This window comes from Microvirga sp. jy35, from assembly GCF_056148915.1.
Map to the genome: position 1 here is coordinate 163,422 of NZ_JBWBEW010000009.1, position 17,610 is coordinate 181,031.

The window sequence follows — 17,610 nt, forward strand, 5'->3', positions numbered from 1 at the left end:
TTTGCCTTCTCAGAGGTCGATCAGCACGCTCTTGGATTTACGATTGGCGTGGTAGGCCTCCCGCCCAAGGTCCTTGCCAATACCGGAGCTCTTGTATCCCCCGGTCGGCAGGATGTGGTCGCGCGAACGACCGTAGCGATTAACCCAGACGGTTCCTGCTTGCAGTGCCTTGGTGACGCGCAGAGCGCGGGAGAGATCGCGTGTGAACAGGCCGGCGGCGAGCCCGTACGTCGGGTGATCGGCAAGCGCGAGCGCCTCCTCCTCGCTGCGGAAGGTCTGCATTGTCAGCACTGGACCAAAGATCTCCTCAGTCACTGCAGGTGAAGACGAGTCGACACCGACCAGCAGCGTCGGCTCATAAAAGTAACCGGACCGCTCCATAATCCGTCCGCCGACGACGCACTCGGCTCCTTGCGTGACGCTCTTGCGCACGATTGCATCAATCCGATCGATCTGCCGCCGGGAGATAATCGGCGAGTACTGCGTCTGCGCGTCCCACGTCACACCGGGCTTGATATGACCCATGTGGCGGGCGATAGCCGCGCTGAGCGCTTCGGCAATCTCTTCCGAGGCGATCAGACGGGATCCAGCAACGCACGCCTGCCCTGCGTTGGCGAGGATACCACGCGCTATGGCAGATGCGGCAAGATCCAGGTCTGCATCGCCAAACACGACCTGGGGGCTCTTGCCACCTAGCTCTAGCGTCATCGGCTTGATGCCCGTACGGGCGATGTTCTGCATGATGGCGGCGCCGGCGGCTGTCGATCCGGTGAAGCTAACCTTCGAGATGTCAGGGTGACCGGTTATGGCGCTCCCTGTGGTTTGGCCATCACCGAGGACAACGTTGATGAGCCCCCTCGGAATGCCCGCTCTGATTGCCAGTTCCGCCATGTAAAGTGTCGAAAAGGGTGTGATCTCAGAAGGCTTCAAGACCACGGCGTTGCCAGCAGCAAGTGCAGGGCCGAGTTTCCAACCGGCCATCGAAATCGGGAAGTTCCATGGCGTAATCGCACCAATGACGCCGTAGGGCTCAGTCAGCGTCATACCGAAAGTGGAACTGGAGGTCGGGACAACGTCGCTCCCCTCCTTGTCCGCGAATTCGGCAAAGAAGCGGATCTGCTCGGCTGTGACGGCGATGTCGCCCTCGATCAACTGGGCGATTGGTCGTGTTGAAGATGTGGCCTCGAGACGGGCAAGCGTCGTAGCCTCCTCTTCCATCAGATCCGCCCAACGTTGCATTACTGTGACGCGATCGCGCGGGCGCGCATCACCCCAGCCACTGGTCTTTAGTGCCCTCTTAGCACTCTGCACTGCGCGATCGACAAGCTCAGCGTCCGCAACAGGGCATTCGCCATAGGCGCGGCCATCCGACGGCCGCCGCATTTCCGGTCCCCCGCCACCAACCGGCGCCACTGGCTCGCCATCGATGAAATGATAAAAGGGAAACGCGAGCGTATCGGGATTGAAACTCAACGTCATAAAGCACCTCGCGCTGCTGTTCGATGAGAGGTTAGCGCCAGATGAGCCGCATATTCCGTCGACGTCGGCATCCCGGGAGGCGCAGAATCGTGCCGGAAGGCCGTCTTGCGGCGCATTGTTTGGAAGATCGGTGGGCGATCGCCATGGTTCGCCCACCGGTTCTACGGGATCAATCGTAGACGCAGACGTAGATTTTGCGGACCGTCTCGATAGTCCGCCAGACACCGACAAAACCGGGCTTCATCACGAAACTGTCGCCGGCGCGGTAAGTCTTGGTCTCGCCATCCTTTTCCTCGATCTCGACAAGACCCGTGATCAGGTGACAAAACTCGTATGTCGTGCCCTTGATGGAGTGCGTTTCGCCGGGGGTTGCCTCCCAGACGCCGGTCAGCACCTTATCCTGACGCGAGGCGTCCTGCGCCCATGTCTTGAACGATGGACTACCGGATATCAGCCGCTCCGGCGTCGGCAGCGCTTCCTTCGGCGCGAAGTTCGGATTGGTATCGATGGTGACGAGAAGGGTCATATTTTTCTCCTTGGCTTCAGTAGCCGCGTGTCCGATCGACAAGGCCGATCAGTTCCTGACCGGCACGATGGCGCCGGACATTATCGATGACCGAGCGGGCCGCCGTGTGAGGCTGGGTCACGCTGGCGATGTGTGGGGTCAGCATCACCTTTGGATGGCTCCAAAGCGGGTGACCTTGCGGTAGAGGTTCGGGATCGGTCACGTCGAGAACCGCCCCGGAGAGCTTTCCGGCCTCGAGCGCTGCGAGGAGTGCCTGCTGGTCGAGCTGCGGACCACGACCGACATGCACAAGTCCAGCACCCTGCGGCAGTTGCTCGAATAGGCGAGCACCCAATATCCCACGTGTCTCGTCGGTCAAAGGGAGCAGGCAAACAAGAATGTCCGTCTGTGCCAGGAACTCCGGTAACTGCCCGGCGCCATTAAAGCACCGAACCCCAGTTAGATCGCGCTCGCTCCGGCTCCAGCCAGTCAGAGGAAACTGGAACGGCGCAAGGCGCTCGATCGCGGCTTGCGCGAGCATGCCGAGACCGAGAAAGCCGACCCGCCGTTCGGGCGCCTGGAGTGTAGGGCGGGCGCGCCATTCCTGCGCCTTTTGCTGTTCGCGGTATGCGGGCATGTCCCGATGCAGGGAGAGAACACTGAGCGCCACATACTCCTGCATCATGCGGACAATGCCCTCTTCCACCATCCGTACGAGCTTCACATGCTCGGGTACGCTGCCAGGCCGGAACTGATCGACCCCCGCGCCGATGGAAAACAGAACCTCAAGATTGCGGTAGCGGTCTATATCCTCCGGCGCTGTCCAGGTCAGAAGATACCGAACCTGCTCCGGCGGGATATGATCGCCCCCCTGCATGAACTCAATATCGGGCAACTCGCGTGCGAAAGCCTCGCGGAAAACGGCGCCGCGCCCAGGATCTGAGTTAAAAAGAAACACCATCTCGCCAGCCTTTTGTTTGGAGTTTATCCTGAGAGCTGCGCACCCAACGCTTCGATCATCTGCTGACAAGCGTGCAGTTCACCTACTGTGATGTACTCGTTGGGGCGATGGGCGCGGCCGATGTCGCCGGGACCGCATATGATCGCCTCGATACCCGCCTGCTGGTAAAGGCCGGCTTCGGTGCCGTAGCTGACTGCTGCCAAGGCCTCCTTGCCAGTCAACTCCGTCATCAGCACCGCAAGAGGGTTGTCGGCGGCAAGCGAAAGGGCTGGATAGGCCGAGAGCTCGTGCCATGTTGTCCTGAAGTTCTCGGCCTGCAGTGCTTCGAGATGCGCCTTCACGGGCTCCAGCAGCGATATTGGCGATGTGCCGGAGACGGCGCGTACCTCGATATCGGCGGTGCAACGATCCGGGATGATGTTGACCGCCTGTCCACCGGTGATGACACCGACTTGCAGCGACGAGTACGGGGGCTCGAAGTTCTGATCGATTGGTCCTTTGGCAAGCGACTCGCCATAGGCTGCAGCCTGGGTGATGACGCGTGCCATGGCGTGCACGGCGTTCAAGCCGAGATGGGGTTGGGACGAGTGCCCGGATCGACCGATCACCTCGAGGCGCACGGCGGCCTTGCCCTTGTGTGCCCGCACGGGCTGCATCCGGCTTGGCTCCCCAATAATGGCGCCGATAGGCGTCTTGCACAGATGGGGAAGCGCCGAGATAAGATGCGGAGCACCACGGCACCCGGCCTCTTCGTCATACGAAAAGGCGAAATGAACAGGCTGGCTTAGGTTGCTGGCTGCGAGTTTGGGCAGGGCCGCAAGCGCACAAGCGAGAAAGCCCTTCATGTCCGTCGTACCGCGGCCGTAGCGCCTATCACCGTCTGCCCGCAGGGAGAATGGGTCGGAGCTCCAATCCAACTCCGTCGCCGGCACGACGTCCATGTGGCCGGACAGAATATATCCGGCCTTGTCGCGAGGGCCTACGGTGGCGAGCAGGTTGCATCGATCGCCTTCAGGGCCGGGCAGAATCGCGACCGTCGCGCCGTGCGACCGGCAATACTCGGCAATCCAGGTGACAATTTCACCATTGGACGTGCCCACAACTGACGGAAAGGCAACCAGTCTTGCCAGAAGCTCTTCTACCATCATTGGACACCAAATGGGTTTGCGCACGAACTGCGCTGTTTGAACAACGGTAGTTTTCGGGCCGGAACTTTTCCTGCCGGATTGTTGCCGGTTGCAGATAAAGATTTCGAATGCCGGGTCGCATCAAGTCGAAACTACTGCTGCCCATGTGCAATGCTGTGACAAAATCTCAATAGCCGGGTGACACAGTGCCGGAAGCGTCTCGATCGCGAAGATGTTGGCGATACAGAGGATCGGCGGTGTGGCTGGGCGTCCGGGAGGCAGTGAAATACCCATGCAAAACCAGTTACACCTCGACTCCTTCGAACTCGTCTCAGTTGATATTGCTTCTGTTGATGTAAAGATGCTGCACGCCCTATCTCTCGGTGTCGGTTGGCCACATCGCCCCGAGGACTGGGAGATGCTTCGCCAAGTAGGACAGGGGTTTGCCGCGATCGATGGGATCGGTCGCGTTTTTGGTTCGGCCATGTGGTTTGCCCATGGGTCTGATTTCGCGACGGTCGGGATGGTTATCACCTCACATCGCGTGCAGGCGCAGGGCAATGGACGTTGGCTGATGGATCAGGTTCTAGAGCGTTGCGGAGCCCGTAATTTGAGCCTCAATGCCACACGGGCAGCCTACAATCTTTATGTTTCCATGGGTTTCCTGCCAGAGGCGACCGTTTATCAATGTCAGGGAGCAGCTGCGTCCAGACTGCCCAGCGTGAGCCTCATGAACGGTGAATTGAAGAAAATTCTGGAGGCCGACTTCGAAGCCGTCGCAGGGCTTGATGCGCGCGCCTTTGGCACGGATCGGACGAAGCTGCTCCGACTTCTCGCTCGCAACTCCAGCGCCTATGGTATCTGGCGTGACGGAGCCCTAGTGGCCTATGCCTTCCGCCGCAGGTTCGGACGGGGACAGGTCATTGGTCCAATCGTCGCTACCAGCGACGATGACGCCAGCGCACTCGTCTCGGCGCATCTGACGGAGTTGCCGGGGCAATTTGCACGGGTGGACACCCGACAATCGGGAGGTGCTTTCATGACCTTCCTTCAGGAAAGCGGACTCCGTATTTTCGACACGGTAACGACGATGTCGAGAGGTCGGCCATTCCTAAAAGCAGTGCCGGGCGAACCGACAGTTTTCGGTTTAGCGACCCAGGCGCTAGGCTAGTTCTGTCGCGATACCTCGAAGATATAATGGCGAAGATTGCTGCCATCTGCTTTTTGGCAGCCCCAACCCTGTACTGATGGGGTGGATTCCCCCTGTCATCCCAAATGCGCTCAAGGAACTCAGTGCAGGATCTGGGAGAGGAAGAGCCTAGTTCGCTCGTGCTGCGGGTTCTTGAAGAACTCGTCCGGCGTGTTCATCTCCACGATCTGCCCGTAATCCATGAAGATCACCCGGTCCGCCACCTGACGGGCGAAGCCCATTTCGTGGGTCACGCACAGCATGGTCATGCCCTCGTCCGCGAGCCCCACCATGGTGTCGAGCACTTCCTTCACCATCTCGGGGTCCAGCGCCGAGGTCGGCTCATCGAACAGCATGATCTTGGGGCTCATGCACAGGGAGCGGGCGATCGCCACGCGCTGCTGCTGGCCGCCGGAGAGCTGGCCCGGATACTTGTTGGCCTGCTCCGGGATCTTGACCCGAGTCAGGTAGTGCATCGCGATCTCTTCGGCCTCCTTCCGAGGCATCTTCTTCACCCAGATCGGCGCCAGCGTGCAGTTCTCGAGGATGGTGAGATGCGGGAAGAGGTTGAAGTGCTGGAACACCATGCCGACATCGCGGCGCACCTCGTCGATGCGCTTGAGATCGTCCAGCAATTCGATGCCGTCGACGATGATGCGGCCCTTCTGATGTTCTTCCAGCCTATTGATGCAGCGGATCATCGTGGATTTGCCGGAGCCCGAGGGGCCGCAGATCACGATGCGCTCGCCGCGGCGCACATTGAGGTTGATGTCCCTCAGCACGTGGAACTCGCCGTACCACTTGTGCACGTCGATCATCTGGACGGCGGATTCGGCTCGCGGATCGACCGTCGCTGCGATTTGGATCTTCTGTACCGCCGTCATCGACACGTCTCCTTGATGCTATGATCTGGTCTCGATCGCCACCCGCTGTTCGAGCCAGCGCGAGTACCGCGAGATGGCAAAGCAGATCAGGAAGTAGATTACGGCGACGAACAGGTAGGTTTCTTTGTAGGGAGCCGGCCACGCTGGATCGGTGGCCGCTGCCCGGCCCGAACTCAGCAGGTCGAACAGGCCCACGACCAGCACAAGGCTCGTGTTCTTGACCATGACAATGACGGTGTTGGTCAGCGGTGGGATCACCTTGCGGATGGCCTGGGGCAGCACGATGAGGCGCGTCGTGGCAAGCCAACCCAGTCCAAGCGACTGGGCCGCCTCGCGCTGACCCGGAGGAAGGGCCTGGAGACCGCCCCGGAGCACCTCAGCAATGTAGGCCGCCGAGAAGATTGTCAGTGCCACGAGGGCTCGTACGAATTTGTCGATCGTCATCCCATCGGGAAGCATGATGGGCAGAACGATGGACGCGATAAACAAAAGGCTCAGGAGCGGCAGCCCGCGGATCACCTCGATGATGCCGACGCTCATGAGGTGAATGCCCTTCAGGCTGGATTGGCGACCGAGAGCCAGGGCGACGGCGAGCGGGAAGGCCGCGCCCAGCGAGATGACCGTCAGGAGGATCGTGATGGGCAGGCCGCCCCAGGAGGACGTTGGAACCTCAGAGAGGCCGAGGATGCCGCCGGCCATAAGGATGATGGCCACCATCACACCAAGGAGCCAGAAAATCAGCGTCTTTCGGGTCCAATGGGCCGGCGGCATGGACCAGAGCGTCAGCCCGAAGAAGATCAGGATTACGCCAGCGGGGCGCCACTGCTCGCCCGGGGGGTAGATCCCAAACAGGATGAAGCGGTACTTCTCCCGAAGGAACGCCCAGCAGGCCCCAGCCTCCTGGCATGCGGAACCGTCGCCCTGCCACACGCCGTTGACGACAGCCCAGGACACGAGCTTCGGCACGAGCGCAATCAGCATCGCCCCGGTTGCGATCGTCACGCAGGCGCTGAGCATGTCGCCGAGGAAGACGTGAACGAGTGAGCGCCGTCTCCGGGGTGGCGACGGTTGGGATGCCGTGGCGTCCAGGCGAACGAAGGCATCGGTCGAGGAGGCAATCGAGGTCATCGCTGCACCAAGGCAACCTTGCGGTTGTACCAATTCATGAAGAGGGAGATCGCGGCGCTGATCGTAAGGAACACGGCCATGAGGATCAGGACACCCTCGATCGCCTGGCCCGTCTGGTTGATTGTGGTCGCCACCACATAGGAGATGTCCGGATAGCCCACCACGAGGGCCAGCGTCGTGTTCTTCACGATGTTGAAATACTGGCTGGTCATGGGAGGGATGATCACCCGCAACGCTTGCGGGATGACCACCAGGCGCAGGGATTGGCGCTCATTCAGACCGAGCGAGCGTCCAGCCTCCCACTGACCCTTGCCGACAGCGTCGATGCCACCCCGGATGATCTCGCCGATGAAGCACGCCGAGTAGAGGATCAGGCCAAAGACGAGGCTGGCGAATTCCGGCGTTAGGGTCGTTCCGCCGACGAAGCCGAACCCTTGCAGCCGGGGCGTGTCGATGGTCACCGACCAGATGCCGGCACCCCACGTCCCTCCAAGGACGGCGACAACGACCGCCGTCGTGATCGATCCGTACCGGAACCTGCGACCCGTCAGGACCCGTTGCCTGCGGCCGACCAAGGTCGCGACGACGATGGCGGCAATGCCACCCAGGAGGAGGACCCACAGCACCGCCGTGCTCCCTCCCACCTGGAGGGATGGCACGAACAGGCCGCGCACGGACAGAAAGGTGCCGGGCAGCGGGTTGAGGGCCTGGCGCACGTTGGGCAATCCCACCGTCACGAGGGCGTACCAGAACAGGAGTTGCACGACGAGGGGCGTGTTCCTCATGGTTTCGACGAAGACCGTCGCGATGCCGAAGGCCAAGGGATGCTGTGAGCGCCGGGCCAAGCCGACGAACAGTCCTAGCACCGTCGAGCCGACGATGATGAGGCTTGCAATAAAAAACGTGTTCACGAGTCCAACCGCGAAGGCGCGAGCGAACGTGTCGCTCGGCGCGTAGGCGATCAGGCTCTCCGAGATCGGGAAGCGGGCAACGCGACCGAGAAAGTCGAACCCGACGGCGATACCGCGCCGGGCAAGGTTCTCCGCCGTGTTGGCTGCAAGCCACACGGCGAGCAGCCCGGCAAGCCCGAGGACCGCGAACTGTATGGTCGCGGCCCGGAGCCTGGGATCATACCAGAGGCGTACCATGACGGGTGCCCTGGATCAGTTGAACACCAGGGGGAACATCAACCCGCCGTCCCGGTACAGGCGGTTGGGACCGCGCTCGAGCTTGAGCGGGCTGTCCTTGCCGACGTTCCGGTCGAAGATCTCAGCATAATTCCCAAGCTGCTTGACGATGTTGTAGGTCCAGCGTTCGTCGAGCCCCAGTGCCTTGCCGTTGCCGGCCTCGACGCCCAGGAAGCGCCGCACGGTCGGGTCCCCCGACTCAAGCCTGTCATCGACGTTCGCCTGTGTGATCCCGAGCTGCTCGGCCATGATCAGGGCCTGAAACGACCACTTGACGATGTCGAACCAGCGGTCGTCTCCGTGGCGCACCGCAGGCGTGAGGGCCTCCATTTTGTCATTGGCCGGAATGATCACGTACTCGTCAGGGTTCTTGGATTGGGTCGCACGGACCGAGGCGAGGGCTGACGCATCTGTGATCAGGGCATCGCAACGCCCAGAGAAGAAGGCCTGGCGGGTAGACGAGACCGTGTCGAAGACCACCGGTTTGAGATCGAGCGAATGGGTCTTGGACATGTCTGCGACCGTCACCTCCGTCGTCGAGCCGGTCTGCACGCAGACGGTCGCACCCTTCATCTCCTTGGCGCTCGTCACCCCGAGGTCCTTGCGGAGCATCACGCCGGGATACTCGTAGTAGTTCGGGACTGTGAAGTTCACCCCGTTTGCGTCCCGCTGGAGGGTCCAGGTTGTCGTGCGGGGCAGCACGTCCACTTCCCCAGTCTGAAGGGCCGTCAGGCGCTGCTGGCCCGTGAGCGGCACGAAGCGTGCTTTATCCTTGTCGCCGAAGATCGCGACGGCAATGGCCCGGCAGGTGTCAACGTCGAGACCGCGCCAGTAGCCGTTCTGGTCCGGGGCACCGAAGCCAGGAGTGCCCTGGCTCGCCCCGCAACTCACGAACCCGCGCTGCTTGACGGCCTCGGTCGTCTGCTGCGCCGAGACCGGGGTTGCAACGGCCAATCCCGTCAGGATGGCGCCGAGGATCGGAGTGGTGAGAGTATGCTTGATCGATGACATTGTTATTCCCTCTGTTTTTGATTGGAAATGTCAGGCGACCTTCGCGGCGGGCTCCTGTTCGAGCTTGGCGAAGAGGTCAGTGAGATCGGCCCAGAGATCGTCCGGATCCTCCAGGCCGATGCTAATCCGCAGGATCGTCCCCTCGGACGTCCACGGGTTCACGGTTCGGTCACTCTTGATAGCCATCGGGGCGATCAGGCTGCGGGTACCGCCCCACGACGCGCCGATGGCGAAGATGCGCAACGCTGTGAGAGCCGGGCCAAGGTTCCCTTCGCAGCCCGGCCTGAGAACGACGCTGAAGACGGCGCTGGAGCCCTTGAAGTCGCGCTTCCAGAACGTGTGGCCGGGACATGACGGCAAGGCCGGGTGCAGGACGCAGTCGATGACCGGATGCTTCTCGAGACGGCGGGCGAAGTCCTCCGAGATGCGTCCCATGTGAGCCAGGCGCACGCCCATGGTCTCGATGCCCCGCAGCGCCAGGGCCGCCTCGTCGGGAGAGACACCGATGCCGACCATGCGCAGCGTATCCTTGAGACGCTGGCGCAGATCGAGATCATTGACCGTGATCGAGCCGAGCAGCAGGTCGGAATGTCCGCCAACGTACTTGGTCAAGGCCTCGATGGCGAAGTCCGCTCCGTGAGCGAGCGGCTTGAACAGCAGGGGCGAGGCCCAGGTATTGTCGCATCCGACCAGTGCGCCCTTGGCCTTGGCTGCACGCACGATGGCGGGCACGTCCTGGACCTCCATCGTTCCGGATCCGGGGGATTCGATCCAGACGAGTTTCGTGCGCTCGTCGATAAGGTCAGCGATCCCGTCTCCTACCAGTGGGTCGTAGACTTCGTAGTCTATGCCCCGTGGCTTGAGGTAGTTGGCGCAAAAGCCCCGTACAGGCGGGTAGACGGTGTCCGGGATTAGAACCCTGTCGCCCGGCATGAGGAACGATAGCATCACCACTGTCACGGCTGCTTGGCCTGACGGAACGAGAACCGTCCTAACACCACCGTGAAGCTCCGTGAGCTGTGCCTCGAGCGTACGGGTCGTCGGTGTCCCGTGCAGTCCGTAGGAGTAGCCGTCCGGGCCCCGGTGCTTGCGCTGGGCAAACGTCTCCGCGTCCGGATAGACGATCGTGGAGGCGCGGTAGGTCGGCACCGCGAGGCTGGCGAAGCCCTCGTGGGATACGGCCGGGTGGTGGACGCAGCGGGACAAGTCTTTCATGGGGTATCCTTGGTCTTGTAAGAGCTAGGATACTGAGCCGCTTCATAGAAACAATTGACCGGGTCGTATCAGTCTATGCATAAAACCTATAGACTTCTGCTATTCGGGTGAATCATGAACTTTCGCCAGCTCGAGACCTTCCGCGCCGTCATGCACTCGGGTTCAGCGTCGAGGGCAGCCGAGTTGCTCCAGATCACCCAGCCGTCGGTCAGCCGCTCGATCACCGACCTTGAGGAGACGGTGGGGTTCGCCCTGTTCAACCGGGTCCGCAGCCGCCTCGTGCCGACCCCGGAGGCCAAGCTGCTTCTCCGGGAGGTCGACCGCAGCTTCGTTGGCCTTGAGCGCCTGAGGGCGGAGGTGGCCCGCATCCGCGACTTTGGCTCGGGCAGCATCCGCATCGCCAGCCTTGCGGCGCTCGGGAACACGATCGTGCCGCGCGCCATACGGGTGTTTCAGGGCAAGCATCCAGACATCGCCCTGACTCTTCAGGTCCATCCGACCACGCGTGTGCGCGAGCTCGTCGGATCGGGCGAATTCGACATCGGCCTCGCGGCCGACGAGGTGGACCTGTCCGGGGTGGAACACCGGACCTTCGGCAGCTTCCGGGCGGTCTGCGCGATACCTCCCGGTCATCCCTTGTCTGCCAGGGAGACCGTCAGGCCCGAGGACCTCGACAACGTGCCCTTCGTCGCGCTGGCACCCGAGGACCGTGCCCGCCAACGGTTCGACGCCGTCCTTGAGGCTGCGGGGGTGCGCCCGAAGATCGTAGTCGAGACGCCCGGCTCCACAACGGTCTGCGCTCTAGTGCTCGAGGGCGTGGGCGTAGGCCTTGTCAATCCCGCGTCAACCGACGGCTTCCATGAGCGAGGGCTAGTCTTCCGCTCCTTCGAACCGACTGTCTACTTCAAGAGCATTCTACTCTTCCGTCCTGATGCCCAGCAGGCGCGCCTCGTTAGGGAGTTCGTTGCTGCCCTCCTCCAGGCCCGCGACACGCGTCACTCCTTGGCAGAAACCCCGGCGCAGTAAGAAGCCGCACGGATTCGGACGATCCAAACCTTTTGCTCAGGCTGAAGTTAACTTCCGAAGCGGCCAAGCATCGGACCAGTTCCTTCCTGTCCAAATGATGCCGGCCCGAATGGAGCGCGCACGTGCAGAGGCAATGGTTCAACCGCACAGGATGGCTCTCGGGCTCCCTCGCAGGGCTAGCAATCATGACGCCGGCCGTCGCGCACTCTCATGTCTGGGTTGAGGCCCGTGCTGAAATTGTCTTCGACGCGACTGCGCGGGTGACAGGCATCCGGCATATCTGGATCTTCGATCCAGCCTATTCGGCATACACGACCATGGGCCTCGATACGGATAGAGACGGCAGCCCTGATCCTGACAAGCTCGAGGAACTAGCCGAAGCGAACCTCGCCTCCCTCGCAGAGGCCAACTACTTCACGGCCGTGAAGGTGGATGGCTCACCTGCCGCTCTTGCCTCCCCCGGCGATCACCAAGCCACCATGGCGGATGACCGCCTCGTGCTGCGGTTCATGCTTCCGCTGGAGTTTCCCGCAATGGCCAAGGAGATGACGATCCGCATCGGTGATCCAACCTTCTTCACGGCCCTCACGCTCCTGGAAGGTGCTGAAGCCGCAATGCTGGATGGGGCTCCGGAGTCTTGCAGGGTATCGATCAAGCACCCAGCCGAAAGCGGATCCAAAGACGTTGAGCGTCTGGCCCAAGACATTGCGGCTGCCCTGCGAGGTGTACTCGATGTCCCTGCGACAGCGAACAGCGACCTAGCCGGCCAGATCATTGTCGTCTGTCAGCAGGAATGACCCTGTAGAGGCCGAACTCCGGTCTAGGCCAAGGCGATTTCGGGGGTAGGGGGGACCCTGGACGGGGTCTCGGACTCCTCCGCCCCGAACCGGATCCGCCGATCGCTCACCTTGCGGATCAACTCGGTATCGTGGCTGACGATCAGGACTGCGCAGTTCCGTTCCCGCGCCATTTCGACGAGAAGGTTGATCGTTTCCTGCTGTGTAATGAGATCAAGCCGGGAGGTCGGCTCGTCAGCAAACAGAAACACAGGATCGAGTAGGAGGACGCGCAAGAGCGCAAACCGCTGCAACTCGCCACCTGAGACCTCGGCCGGCAGCCGATCGAGAAGCTCGGGTGCCAGCCGCAGCCGTGTCATGAGGGGTTCGATTCTCGCGGCATCCAAGCCATGCAGCTTGACGAGATCGAGGATAGCGCGGCGCAAGGTGATCCGCTGTGGGAAGGCCGACGGTGGGTCTTGGTATAGCTTCTGGAACTTGATCACGGGCGGTGCCTCGCCGCGGTGAACGGAGCCCTCGTCCGGATGGAGCAGCCCGAGCAGGATGTCGCCGAACGTGCTCTTCCCGCAGCCGCTCGGTCCCGTGATGCCAATGATCTCACCCGGGTGGACCGCGAGGTTCTGCCCACTGAACAGCCGCTGTCCACCACGAGATTTGCCGATTCCCTCCGCCACTAGGATAGGCCTCCCTGCGGCCTTCGGGGGTTGTGCGTCCGGCCAATGAGCAGGGTCGGCCTCGATCAGTCGCCGGGTGTAGGCATGCTGCGGATGCCTAAGCACCTCCTCGGCCGGTCCCTGCTCGATGATGACGCCGTTGAGCATCACCGCGAGGTCGCCGCCCATGCGCCGTGCCAGTTCGAGGTCGTGCGTGATGGTCAGGAGGCCGCCGCCCTCGGCCACCTCACGCATGAGGAGCGCGATGACATCGTCACGGCGAGCAACATCGAGACCCTTGGTCGGTTCGTCGGCGATGACGATCCGGGCCCCGCCCGCGCGTGATGCCGCGAAGGCTACACGCTGGGCCATGCCGCCGGAGAGCTGGGACGGCAGCTTGCCCCCGGCCTCGGCAAGTCCGAGGCTTGTCAGGTCGGCTTGGGCATGGAGGTTGGCTTCGGCCTTGCTCAATCCCCGCACGAAGCCATAGCCCTCGGCCACCTGCTCGCGGGCCTGCATGGTTGGATCAAGCGCCAGCCACGGCTCCTGCGGTAGCACGGAGATAACGCGGCCCCAGAGGGAACGATGCCCCTGCCCTGCGGCAAGCGACAGCCGCTGGCCCGCGATGGTGACGCTGCCCTCGGCACGAAGGCCCTTCGGCAGCGTGCCCATGATGGCCTGAGCCAGCAGGCTCTTGCCCGAGCCGGTCTCGCCCAGGATCGTGAAGGGGCGGCCGGGATGAAGCGACAGGGAGGCCGCCTCGACGATCCGCTCCTTGGCAAAGACGCAGACGCCGTCGGCGACAAGCAGGGCGGTCATCGTGTTTTGCTCCCGGCGATAAGATTGAGGCTGAGGACGAGGAGGAACACGACAATGATCGGTTGCAGCAGGGCGTGCGGGGCCTCCTCGTAGTACGGCAGGAGCTCGGTCATCATTAGGCCGAGCTCCGGTGTGGGCGGGCGCACGCCGACGCTGACGAAGCCGAGCGCGGCGATCGCCATAATGGCGGAGGCTGCACCGAAGGCGCCGACGGTCAGGATCATGGTAGCTATCTCGGGCCAGAGATGGCGCCGAACGATGTAGGCCGGCCCGAAGCCAAGAAGGCGGGAGGCCTGCACGGCCGGCGACGTGATCAGCGTGCGGGTGGTGGCTCGTGTCAGCCGGAAGTACTCGACCCAGAGCACCAGGGAAATGCCGACATACAGCGCCCCAGGCGTGTCCGGTGCGATGGCCGTCAGCATCAGCACAAGCAGAAGTCCCGGGAGAGCCAGGAACACGTCCCCGAGGACCGACAGGGCTCGATCAACGATTCCGCCCTTCCAGGCTGCGAGGATGCCGAGCAGGACACCGGGGACGGCGGCCGTCAGCACGCTGAGAACAGCCAAACCCAGTGACAGGCGCAAGGCTGCCGCGAGACGGGCCAGCATCGAGCGCCCCAGATGATCATAGCCGAGCGGCTCGCTCCAGCTCGGGGCCGCCAGGACGTTGCGCAGGCTCTGCCTGGTCGGATCCACAGGCCAGACAAGCGGCGTCAGGAAAGCGAAGAGCACGATGAGGGCGAGGACGGCGAAGCCGATGATCCGTCCGATGGGGAGGTGTCTCGGCTCGGACGCAATGATGGGTGAAGACATTGTGGCGATTGTCATGCTGCCTGCCTCCGGGGATCGATGAGGTAGCAGGCCAGATCCACCAGCGCATTCAGCAGCACGAACAGCAGTCCCATCACAAGAGCCGTTCCCTGGATCACCGGCACGTCACGGGCGAAGATCGCATGGACGAGCGCATGGCCGATACCGGGCCACGCGAAGAGCGTTTCCACTACCACGACCCCTTCAATGAGGTAGATGAACTGCACGCCGAGATAGGTGACGATCGGCACGCTCACGTTGCGCAAGCCATGGCGAAGGAAGACCTGCATCTCCGACAGTCCCTTCGTACGCCCGAAAGCGTAGTAAGGTGAGCTTGCAACGCTCGCCATCGCATCCCGCGCCACGCGGCTTGAGACGGCGGCGAGCCCGAGCGCCAGCGTCAGGGCCGGCAGGATCAGGTTCTGCGGCTCGCCGTGGCCTGCGGCCGGAAGGACACCCATTCCGGTCGCCAGCACGATGATCAGCAGCAGGCCCACGACGAAGTGCGGCAGGGCGCGGAGCGTGCTCGACACCAGCAACAGTCCGCGGTCGATCACCCCCCCGGGGCGCAGGCCAGCGAGAATACCGAGCGGTGGTCCGATCAGGAGTGACAGCAGCACCGCCGTGATCGCGAGCTCCACTGTGTGGCCGAGCTGGTGGCGCACCTCGTCGATAACGGCCTCGCCCGAGACGACAGACTCACCCAGGTCGAAGCGGATCAGGTCCCAGAACCATTGGCCGAGAGCCGCCGCGCCGCCCTGGTTGAGCCCAAGCTCGGTGCGCACCGCGTTGGCCGCATCGGTGTTGACCATATCGTAGCCGTAGCGGCCGGCTGCGATGCGGTAGGCCATGTCGCCGGGCAGCGCGCGGACCATGATAAAGGTCAGCACGCCCACCGTCAGCGCAACGAGAACCGCCTGGAACAGGCGATAGCCAAGAGCTCTCGTCATTGCGCCCACCGCATCCTGGCGAGGCCGAAGTCACGCTCGAATGGGTCAAGGCGCACGTTCTCGAGGCTCTTGGAGACGGCGGCCGTCTGCTGGTACCAGGCGATCGGGATCACCGGCAGCTCGGCCTGGAGGATCGAGACCGCCTTCTCACGCAGGGGCTGACCCTGAGCCGCATCCGAGACCTTGGACAGATCCTTGATCGCCTGGTCGAACTCGGCATTGGACCAATTCATCGAACCCCAGTCGCCACCCTGCGGTGGGTAGTCCTGCAACATCGTGCCGATCGGGTCGGGGACGAGCGCGAAGTTGCGCGCGGCAAGGCCCATTTGCAGCGTCCCGTCCTGATGCTTGGCCGGGATCTCGCTCGAATTGGTGGAGTTGATGGTGATCACGACGCCCACTTCCTTGAGCTGTTCCTGGAGGACGGCGGCGACGAGCGGAAGCTCAGGCCGGTCGGGATAGGTTGTCAGCGTTAGGGTGAAGCGCTGGCCGTCCTTCGCCAGAACTCCGTCAGTCCCCGGTCTCCAGCCGAGCTCGGCCAGCAGTGCCTTGGCCTTCACGGGATCGTAGGCCAGCGGTTGAACCTTCGCATTGTGCCAGCTCGCAACGCTGGGCGGGAAGAGCTGGTTGGCGGCGGCCGGGTAGCGCAGGATGGCGGCAGCGATGCCCTCGCGATCGACAGCAAGGCTCAGCGCCTGGCGTGCGCGCATGTCCTTCAGGAGTGGATCGCCGGCGTTCACCTTGAGAAGGATACTGCGCGGGATTGAGACGGAGAGCACGTTCACTTTGGGGCTCCGGCTCAGGCGGGTGCGGCTCGCTGGATCGAGGTTGAACACGAAATCCGCGTCACCGCTCTCCGCCATCAACGCGCGAGTCTCGCCGCGGCCGACCGCCAGGTAGCTGGCTGCCCGGATCGAGGGCTTCTCGCCCCAGTACCCGTCGAAGCGCTCGACCGTCATCTTCTGCGGCGCTTGCAAGAGTCTGATCCTGTATGGCCCGGTCCCAATGACCTGCGTCACCCGTCCTTTGTCGTCGTAGGCGGCAGGTGCCAGGATCGCCGTGGTGTTCTGCGCCAGGAAGGCGAGCAAAGGCGCGAAGGGCTCGGAAAGGCGAATGACGACGTCGTTGGCGTCTGCTGCAATTGTCTCGATTGGCGCCTTGTTGAGGATGCCGGGCTTGCCCTTCGCGGCGGTCAATGCCGCGAAGACGGCTTGGGCCGTCAGGGGCGAGCCATCATGGAAGGTCACGTTCGGACGCAGCTTGAAGCGCCAGACCTTGCCGTCGTCCGAGAGCTCCCAGGACGCGGCCAGCGCCGCCACAGGCTTCCCGGCCTCGTCGGCGCTGACAAGGGTCTCGGCCACACCCATCTTCAGGAAGAGATCTCCCGCCGTGGAGGGATCGGTGCCGTTGATCTCGAAGGGAGCCACAATGTCGAGGACATCGTCACCCGCCGCGGCCTGGACGGGACCGAGGCCCAGCATGAGGCCGAGGCCCAGGACGGAAACAGTGCGCAGCATGGTGAGGAGCTCCCTTCGGCTGTGGCTACGTATAGTATACTATACGCCATAGCTTCAGATCTAGGTGCTGTCCAGCCCCGGTTTGGCGCGGCGCCACCTAAGCCACCGGGTGCCTGCATGGCTGCATCTGGTAACGAGACGATGACAGGCTGCTCACTGTACCTTCAGGGGTACCTGGGTTCCCCGGAGTGTCCTTTGGGGCATTCTCTGCCGATCCCGTACCCTTCGCGAATGTCTGCTTCGGCTGAGTGAGCTGTCCTCTGCCCAACTTCTTAAATGTGCCGATTTTGTTGAAAAACTCCCGAGCGCTGCTTCGCCGATCTATTAGTTGTATTAGCGCGCCAAACTAGGCC

15 protein-coding genes and 1 pseudogene are annotated in these 17,610 nt (G+C 62.7%); 3 read left to right on the plus strand and 13 right to left on the minus strand.

The genetic code is table 11. The features are described 5' to 3' along the window. Positions 1-9: 9 nt before the first annotated feature. The 4 genes from AC0QTX_RS10010 to argE form a co-directional block, all read right to left on the minus strand. Positions 10-1,479 (minus strand): aldehyde dehydrogenase family protein, encoded by a 1,470-nt coding sequence (locus AC0QTX_RS10010; protein ID WP_474603682.1) that lies wholly within the window; start codon positions 1,477-1,479, stop codon positions 10-12. A 169-nt stretch (positions 1,480-1,648) separates the two neighbouring features. Next, positions 1,649-2,005, minus strand: coding sequence for a cupin domain-containing protein (locus AC0QTX_RS10015; protein WP_474603683.1), 357 nt, complete (start codon positions 2,003-2,005; stop codon positions 1,649-1,651). A 16-nt stretch (positions 2,006-2,021) separates the two neighbouring features. Next, positions 2,022-2,945, minus strand: coding sequence for a 2-hydroxyacid dehydrogenase (locus tag AC0QTX_RS10020; RefSeq protein ID WP_474603684.1), 924 nt, complete (start codon positions 2,943-2,945; stop codon positions 2,022-2,024). A gap of 23 nt (positions 2,946-2,968) precedes the next feature. Beyond that, a complete protein-coding gene (gene argE, locus AC0QTX_RS10025; protein WP_474603685.1) occupies positions 2,969-4,093 on the minus strand; it encodes an acetylornithine deacetylase in 1,125 nt (374 codons plus the stop codon). 271 nt (positions 4,094-4,364) lie between these two features. Here argE and AC0QTX_RS10030 point away from each other — a divergent pair, with 271 nt between their 5' ends. Continuing rightward, positions 4,365-5,243 (plus strand): GNAT family N-acetyltransferase, encoded by an 879-nt coding sequence (locus AC0QTX_RS10030; RefSeq protein WP_474603686.1) that lies wholly within the window; start codon positions 4,365-4,367, stop codon positions 5,241-5,243. A gap of 119 nt (positions 5,244-5,362) precedes the next feature. On the opposite strand, the pseudogene AC0QTX_RS10035 reads toward AC0QTX_RS10030, so the two are convergent. The 5 genes and pseudogenes from AC0QTX_RS10035 to metC form a co-directional block, all read right to left on the minus strand. Further along, positions 5,363-6,070 (minus strand): annotated as a pseudogene (locus AC0QTX_RS10035) (amino acid ABC transporter ATP-binding protein); the annotation flags it as partial. Positions 6,071-6,163: 93 nt separating this feature from the next. Continuing rightward, positions 6,164-7,273 (minus strand): amino acid ABC transporter permease, encoded by a 1,110-nt coding sequence (locus AC0QTX_RS10040; protein ID WP_474603687.1) that lies wholly within the window; start codon positions 7,271-7,273, stop codon positions 6,164-6,166. Then, the gene (locus AC0QTX_RS10045; protein WP_474603688.1) at positions 7,270-8,421 is read right to left on the minus strand and encodes an amino acid ABC transporter permease; all 1,152 of its coding nucleotides are present in this window, start codon (positions 8,419-8,421) and stop codon (positions 7,270-7,272) included. The genes AC0QTX_RS10040 and AC0QTX_RS10045 overlap by 4 nt, the downstream gene beginning before the upstream one ends. Before the next feature lie 15 nt (positions 8,422-8,436). Then, a complete protein-coding gene (locus AC0QTX_RS10050; RefSeq protein ID WP_474603689.1) occupies positions 8,437-9,471 on the minus strand; it encodes an amino acid ABC transporter substrate-binding protein in 1,035 nt (344 codons plus the stop codon). Positions 9,472-9,501: 30 nt separating this feature from the next. After that, positions 9,502-10,686 carry a cystathionine beta-lyase gene (gene metC, locus AC0QTX_RS10055; RefSeq protein ID WP_474603690.1) on the minus strand — a complete coding sequence of 395 codons (1,185 nt, stop codon included), beginning with the start codon at positions 10,684-10,686 and terminating at the stop codon, positions 9,502-9,504. Positions 10,687-10,800: 114 nt separating this feature from the next. Between metC and AC0QTX_RS10060 the strand changes: the two genes are divergently transcribed. Beyond that, entirely contained in the window at positions 10,801-11,712 is a 912-nt protein-coding gene (locus AC0QTX_RS10060; RefSeq protein WP_474603691.1) for a LysR substrate-binding domain-containing protein, read from the plus strand. 122 nt (positions 11,713-11,834) lie between these two features. Then, complete coding sequence (locus AC0QTX_RS10065) at positions 11,835-12,509, plus strand: DUF1007 family protein (protein ID WP_474603692.1); 675 nt, start codon at positions 11,835-11,837, stop codon at positions 12,507-12,509. 23 nt (positions 12,510-12,532) lie between these two features. Here the strand turns inward: AC0QTX_RS10065 and AC0QTX_RS10070 are convergent, their stop codons facing one another. From AC0QTX_RS10070 to AC0QTX_RS10085, 4 genes are read right to left on the minus strand one after another with little or no spacing between them, the layout of a single operon-like run. Then, positions 12,533-13,981 (minus strand): ABC transporter ATP-binding protein, encoded by a 1,449-nt coding sequence (locus AC0QTX_RS10070; protein ID WP_474603693.1) that lies wholly within the window; start codon positions 13,979-13,981, stop codon positions 12,533-12,535. Then, the gene (locus tag AC0QTX_RS10075) at positions 13,978-14,808 is read right to left on the minus strand and encodes an ABC transporter permease (RefSeq protein ID WP_474603694.1); all 831 of its coding nucleotides are present in this window, start codon (positions 14,806-14,808) and stop codon (positions 13,978-13,980) included. Before AC0QTX_RS10075 ends, AC0QTX_RS10070 begins: the two co-directional genes overlap by 4 nt. Beyond that, positions 14,805-15,740 (minus strand): ABC transporter permease, encoded by a 936-nt coding sequence (locus AC0QTX_RS10080; protein WP_474603695.1) that lies wholly within the window; start codon positions 15,738-15,740, stop codon positions 14,805-14,807. The genes AC0QTX_RS10075 and AC0QTX_RS10080 overlap by 4 nt, the downstream gene beginning before the upstream one ends. Further along, positions 15,737-17,257, minus strand: a complete 1,521-nt coding sequence (locus tag AC0QTX_RS10085) for an ABC transporter substrate-binding protein (RefSeq protein WP_474603696.1) — start codon at positions 17,255-17,257, stop codon at positions 15,737-15,739. Before AC0QTX_RS10085 ends, AC0QTX_RS10080 begins: the two co-directional genes overlap by 4 nt. Positions 17,258-17,610: the final 353 nt, after the last annotated feature.

What these genes read in the sequence shown, in the direction of transcription:
- AC0QTX_RS10010 (WP_474603682.1), bottom strand. Translation starts at nt 1,479, where the DNA reads ATGACGTTGAGTTTCAATCCCGATACGCTCGCGTTTCCCTTTTATCAT.
- AC0QTX_RS10015 (WP_474603683.1), bottom strand. Translation starts at nt 2,005, where the DNA reads ATGACCCTTCTCGTCACCATCGATACCAATCCGAACTTCGCGCCGAAG.
- AC0QTX_RS10020 (WP_474603684.1), bottom strand. Translation starts at nt 2,945, where the DNA reads ATGGTGTTTCTTTTTAACTCAGATCCTGGGCGCGGCGCCGTTTTCCGC.
- argE (WP_474603685.1), bottom strand. Translation starts at nt 4,093, where the DNA reads ATGATGGTAGAAGAGCTTCTGGCAAGACTGGTTGCCTTTCCGTCAGTT.
- AC0QTX_RS10030 (WP_474603686.1), top strand. Translation starts at nt 4,365, where the DNA reads ATGCAAAACCAGTTACACCTCGACTCCTTCGAACTCGTCTCAGTTGAT.
- AC0QTX_RS10040 (WP_474603687.1), bottom strand. Translation starts at nt 7,273, where the DNA reads ATGACCTCGATTGCCTCCTCGACCGATGCCTTCGTTCGCCTGGACGCC.
- AC0QTX_RS10045 (WP_474603688.1), bottom strand. Translation starts at nt 8,421, where the DNA reads ATGGTACGCCTCTGGTATGATCCCAGGCTCCGGGCCGCGACCATACAG.
- AC0QTX_RS10050 (WP_474603689.1), bottom strand. Translation starts at nt 9,471, where the DNA reads ATGTCATCGATCAAGCATACTCTCACCACTCCGATCCTCGGCGCCATC.
- metC (WP_474603690.1), bottom strand. Translation starts at nt 10,686, where the DNA reads ATGAAAGACTTGTCCCGCTGCGTCCACCACCCGGCCGTATCCCACGAG.
- AC0QTX_RS10060 (WP_474603691.1), top strand. Translation starts at nt 10,801, where the DNA reads ATGAACTTTCGCCAGCTCGAGACCTTCCGCGCCGTCATGCACTCGGGT.
- AC0QTX_RS10070 (WP_474603693.1), bottom strand. Translation starts at nt 13,981, where the DNA reads ATGACCGCCCTGCTTGTCGCCGACGGCGTCTGCGTCTTTGCCAAGGAG.
- AC0QTX_RS10075 (WP_474603694.1), bottom strand. Translation starts at nt 14,808, where the DNA reads ATGACAATCGCCACAATGTCTTCACCCATCATTGCGTCCGAGCCGAGA.
- AC0QTX_RS10080 (WP_474603695.1), bottom strand. Translation starts at nt 15,740, where the DNA reads ATGACGAGAGCTCTTGGCTATCGCCTGTTCCAGGCGGTTCTCGTTGCG.
- AC0QTX_RS10085 (WP_474603696.1), bottom strand. Translation starts at nt 17,257, where the DNA reads ATGCTGCGCACTGTTTCCGTCCTGGGCCTCGGCCTCATGCTGGGCCTC.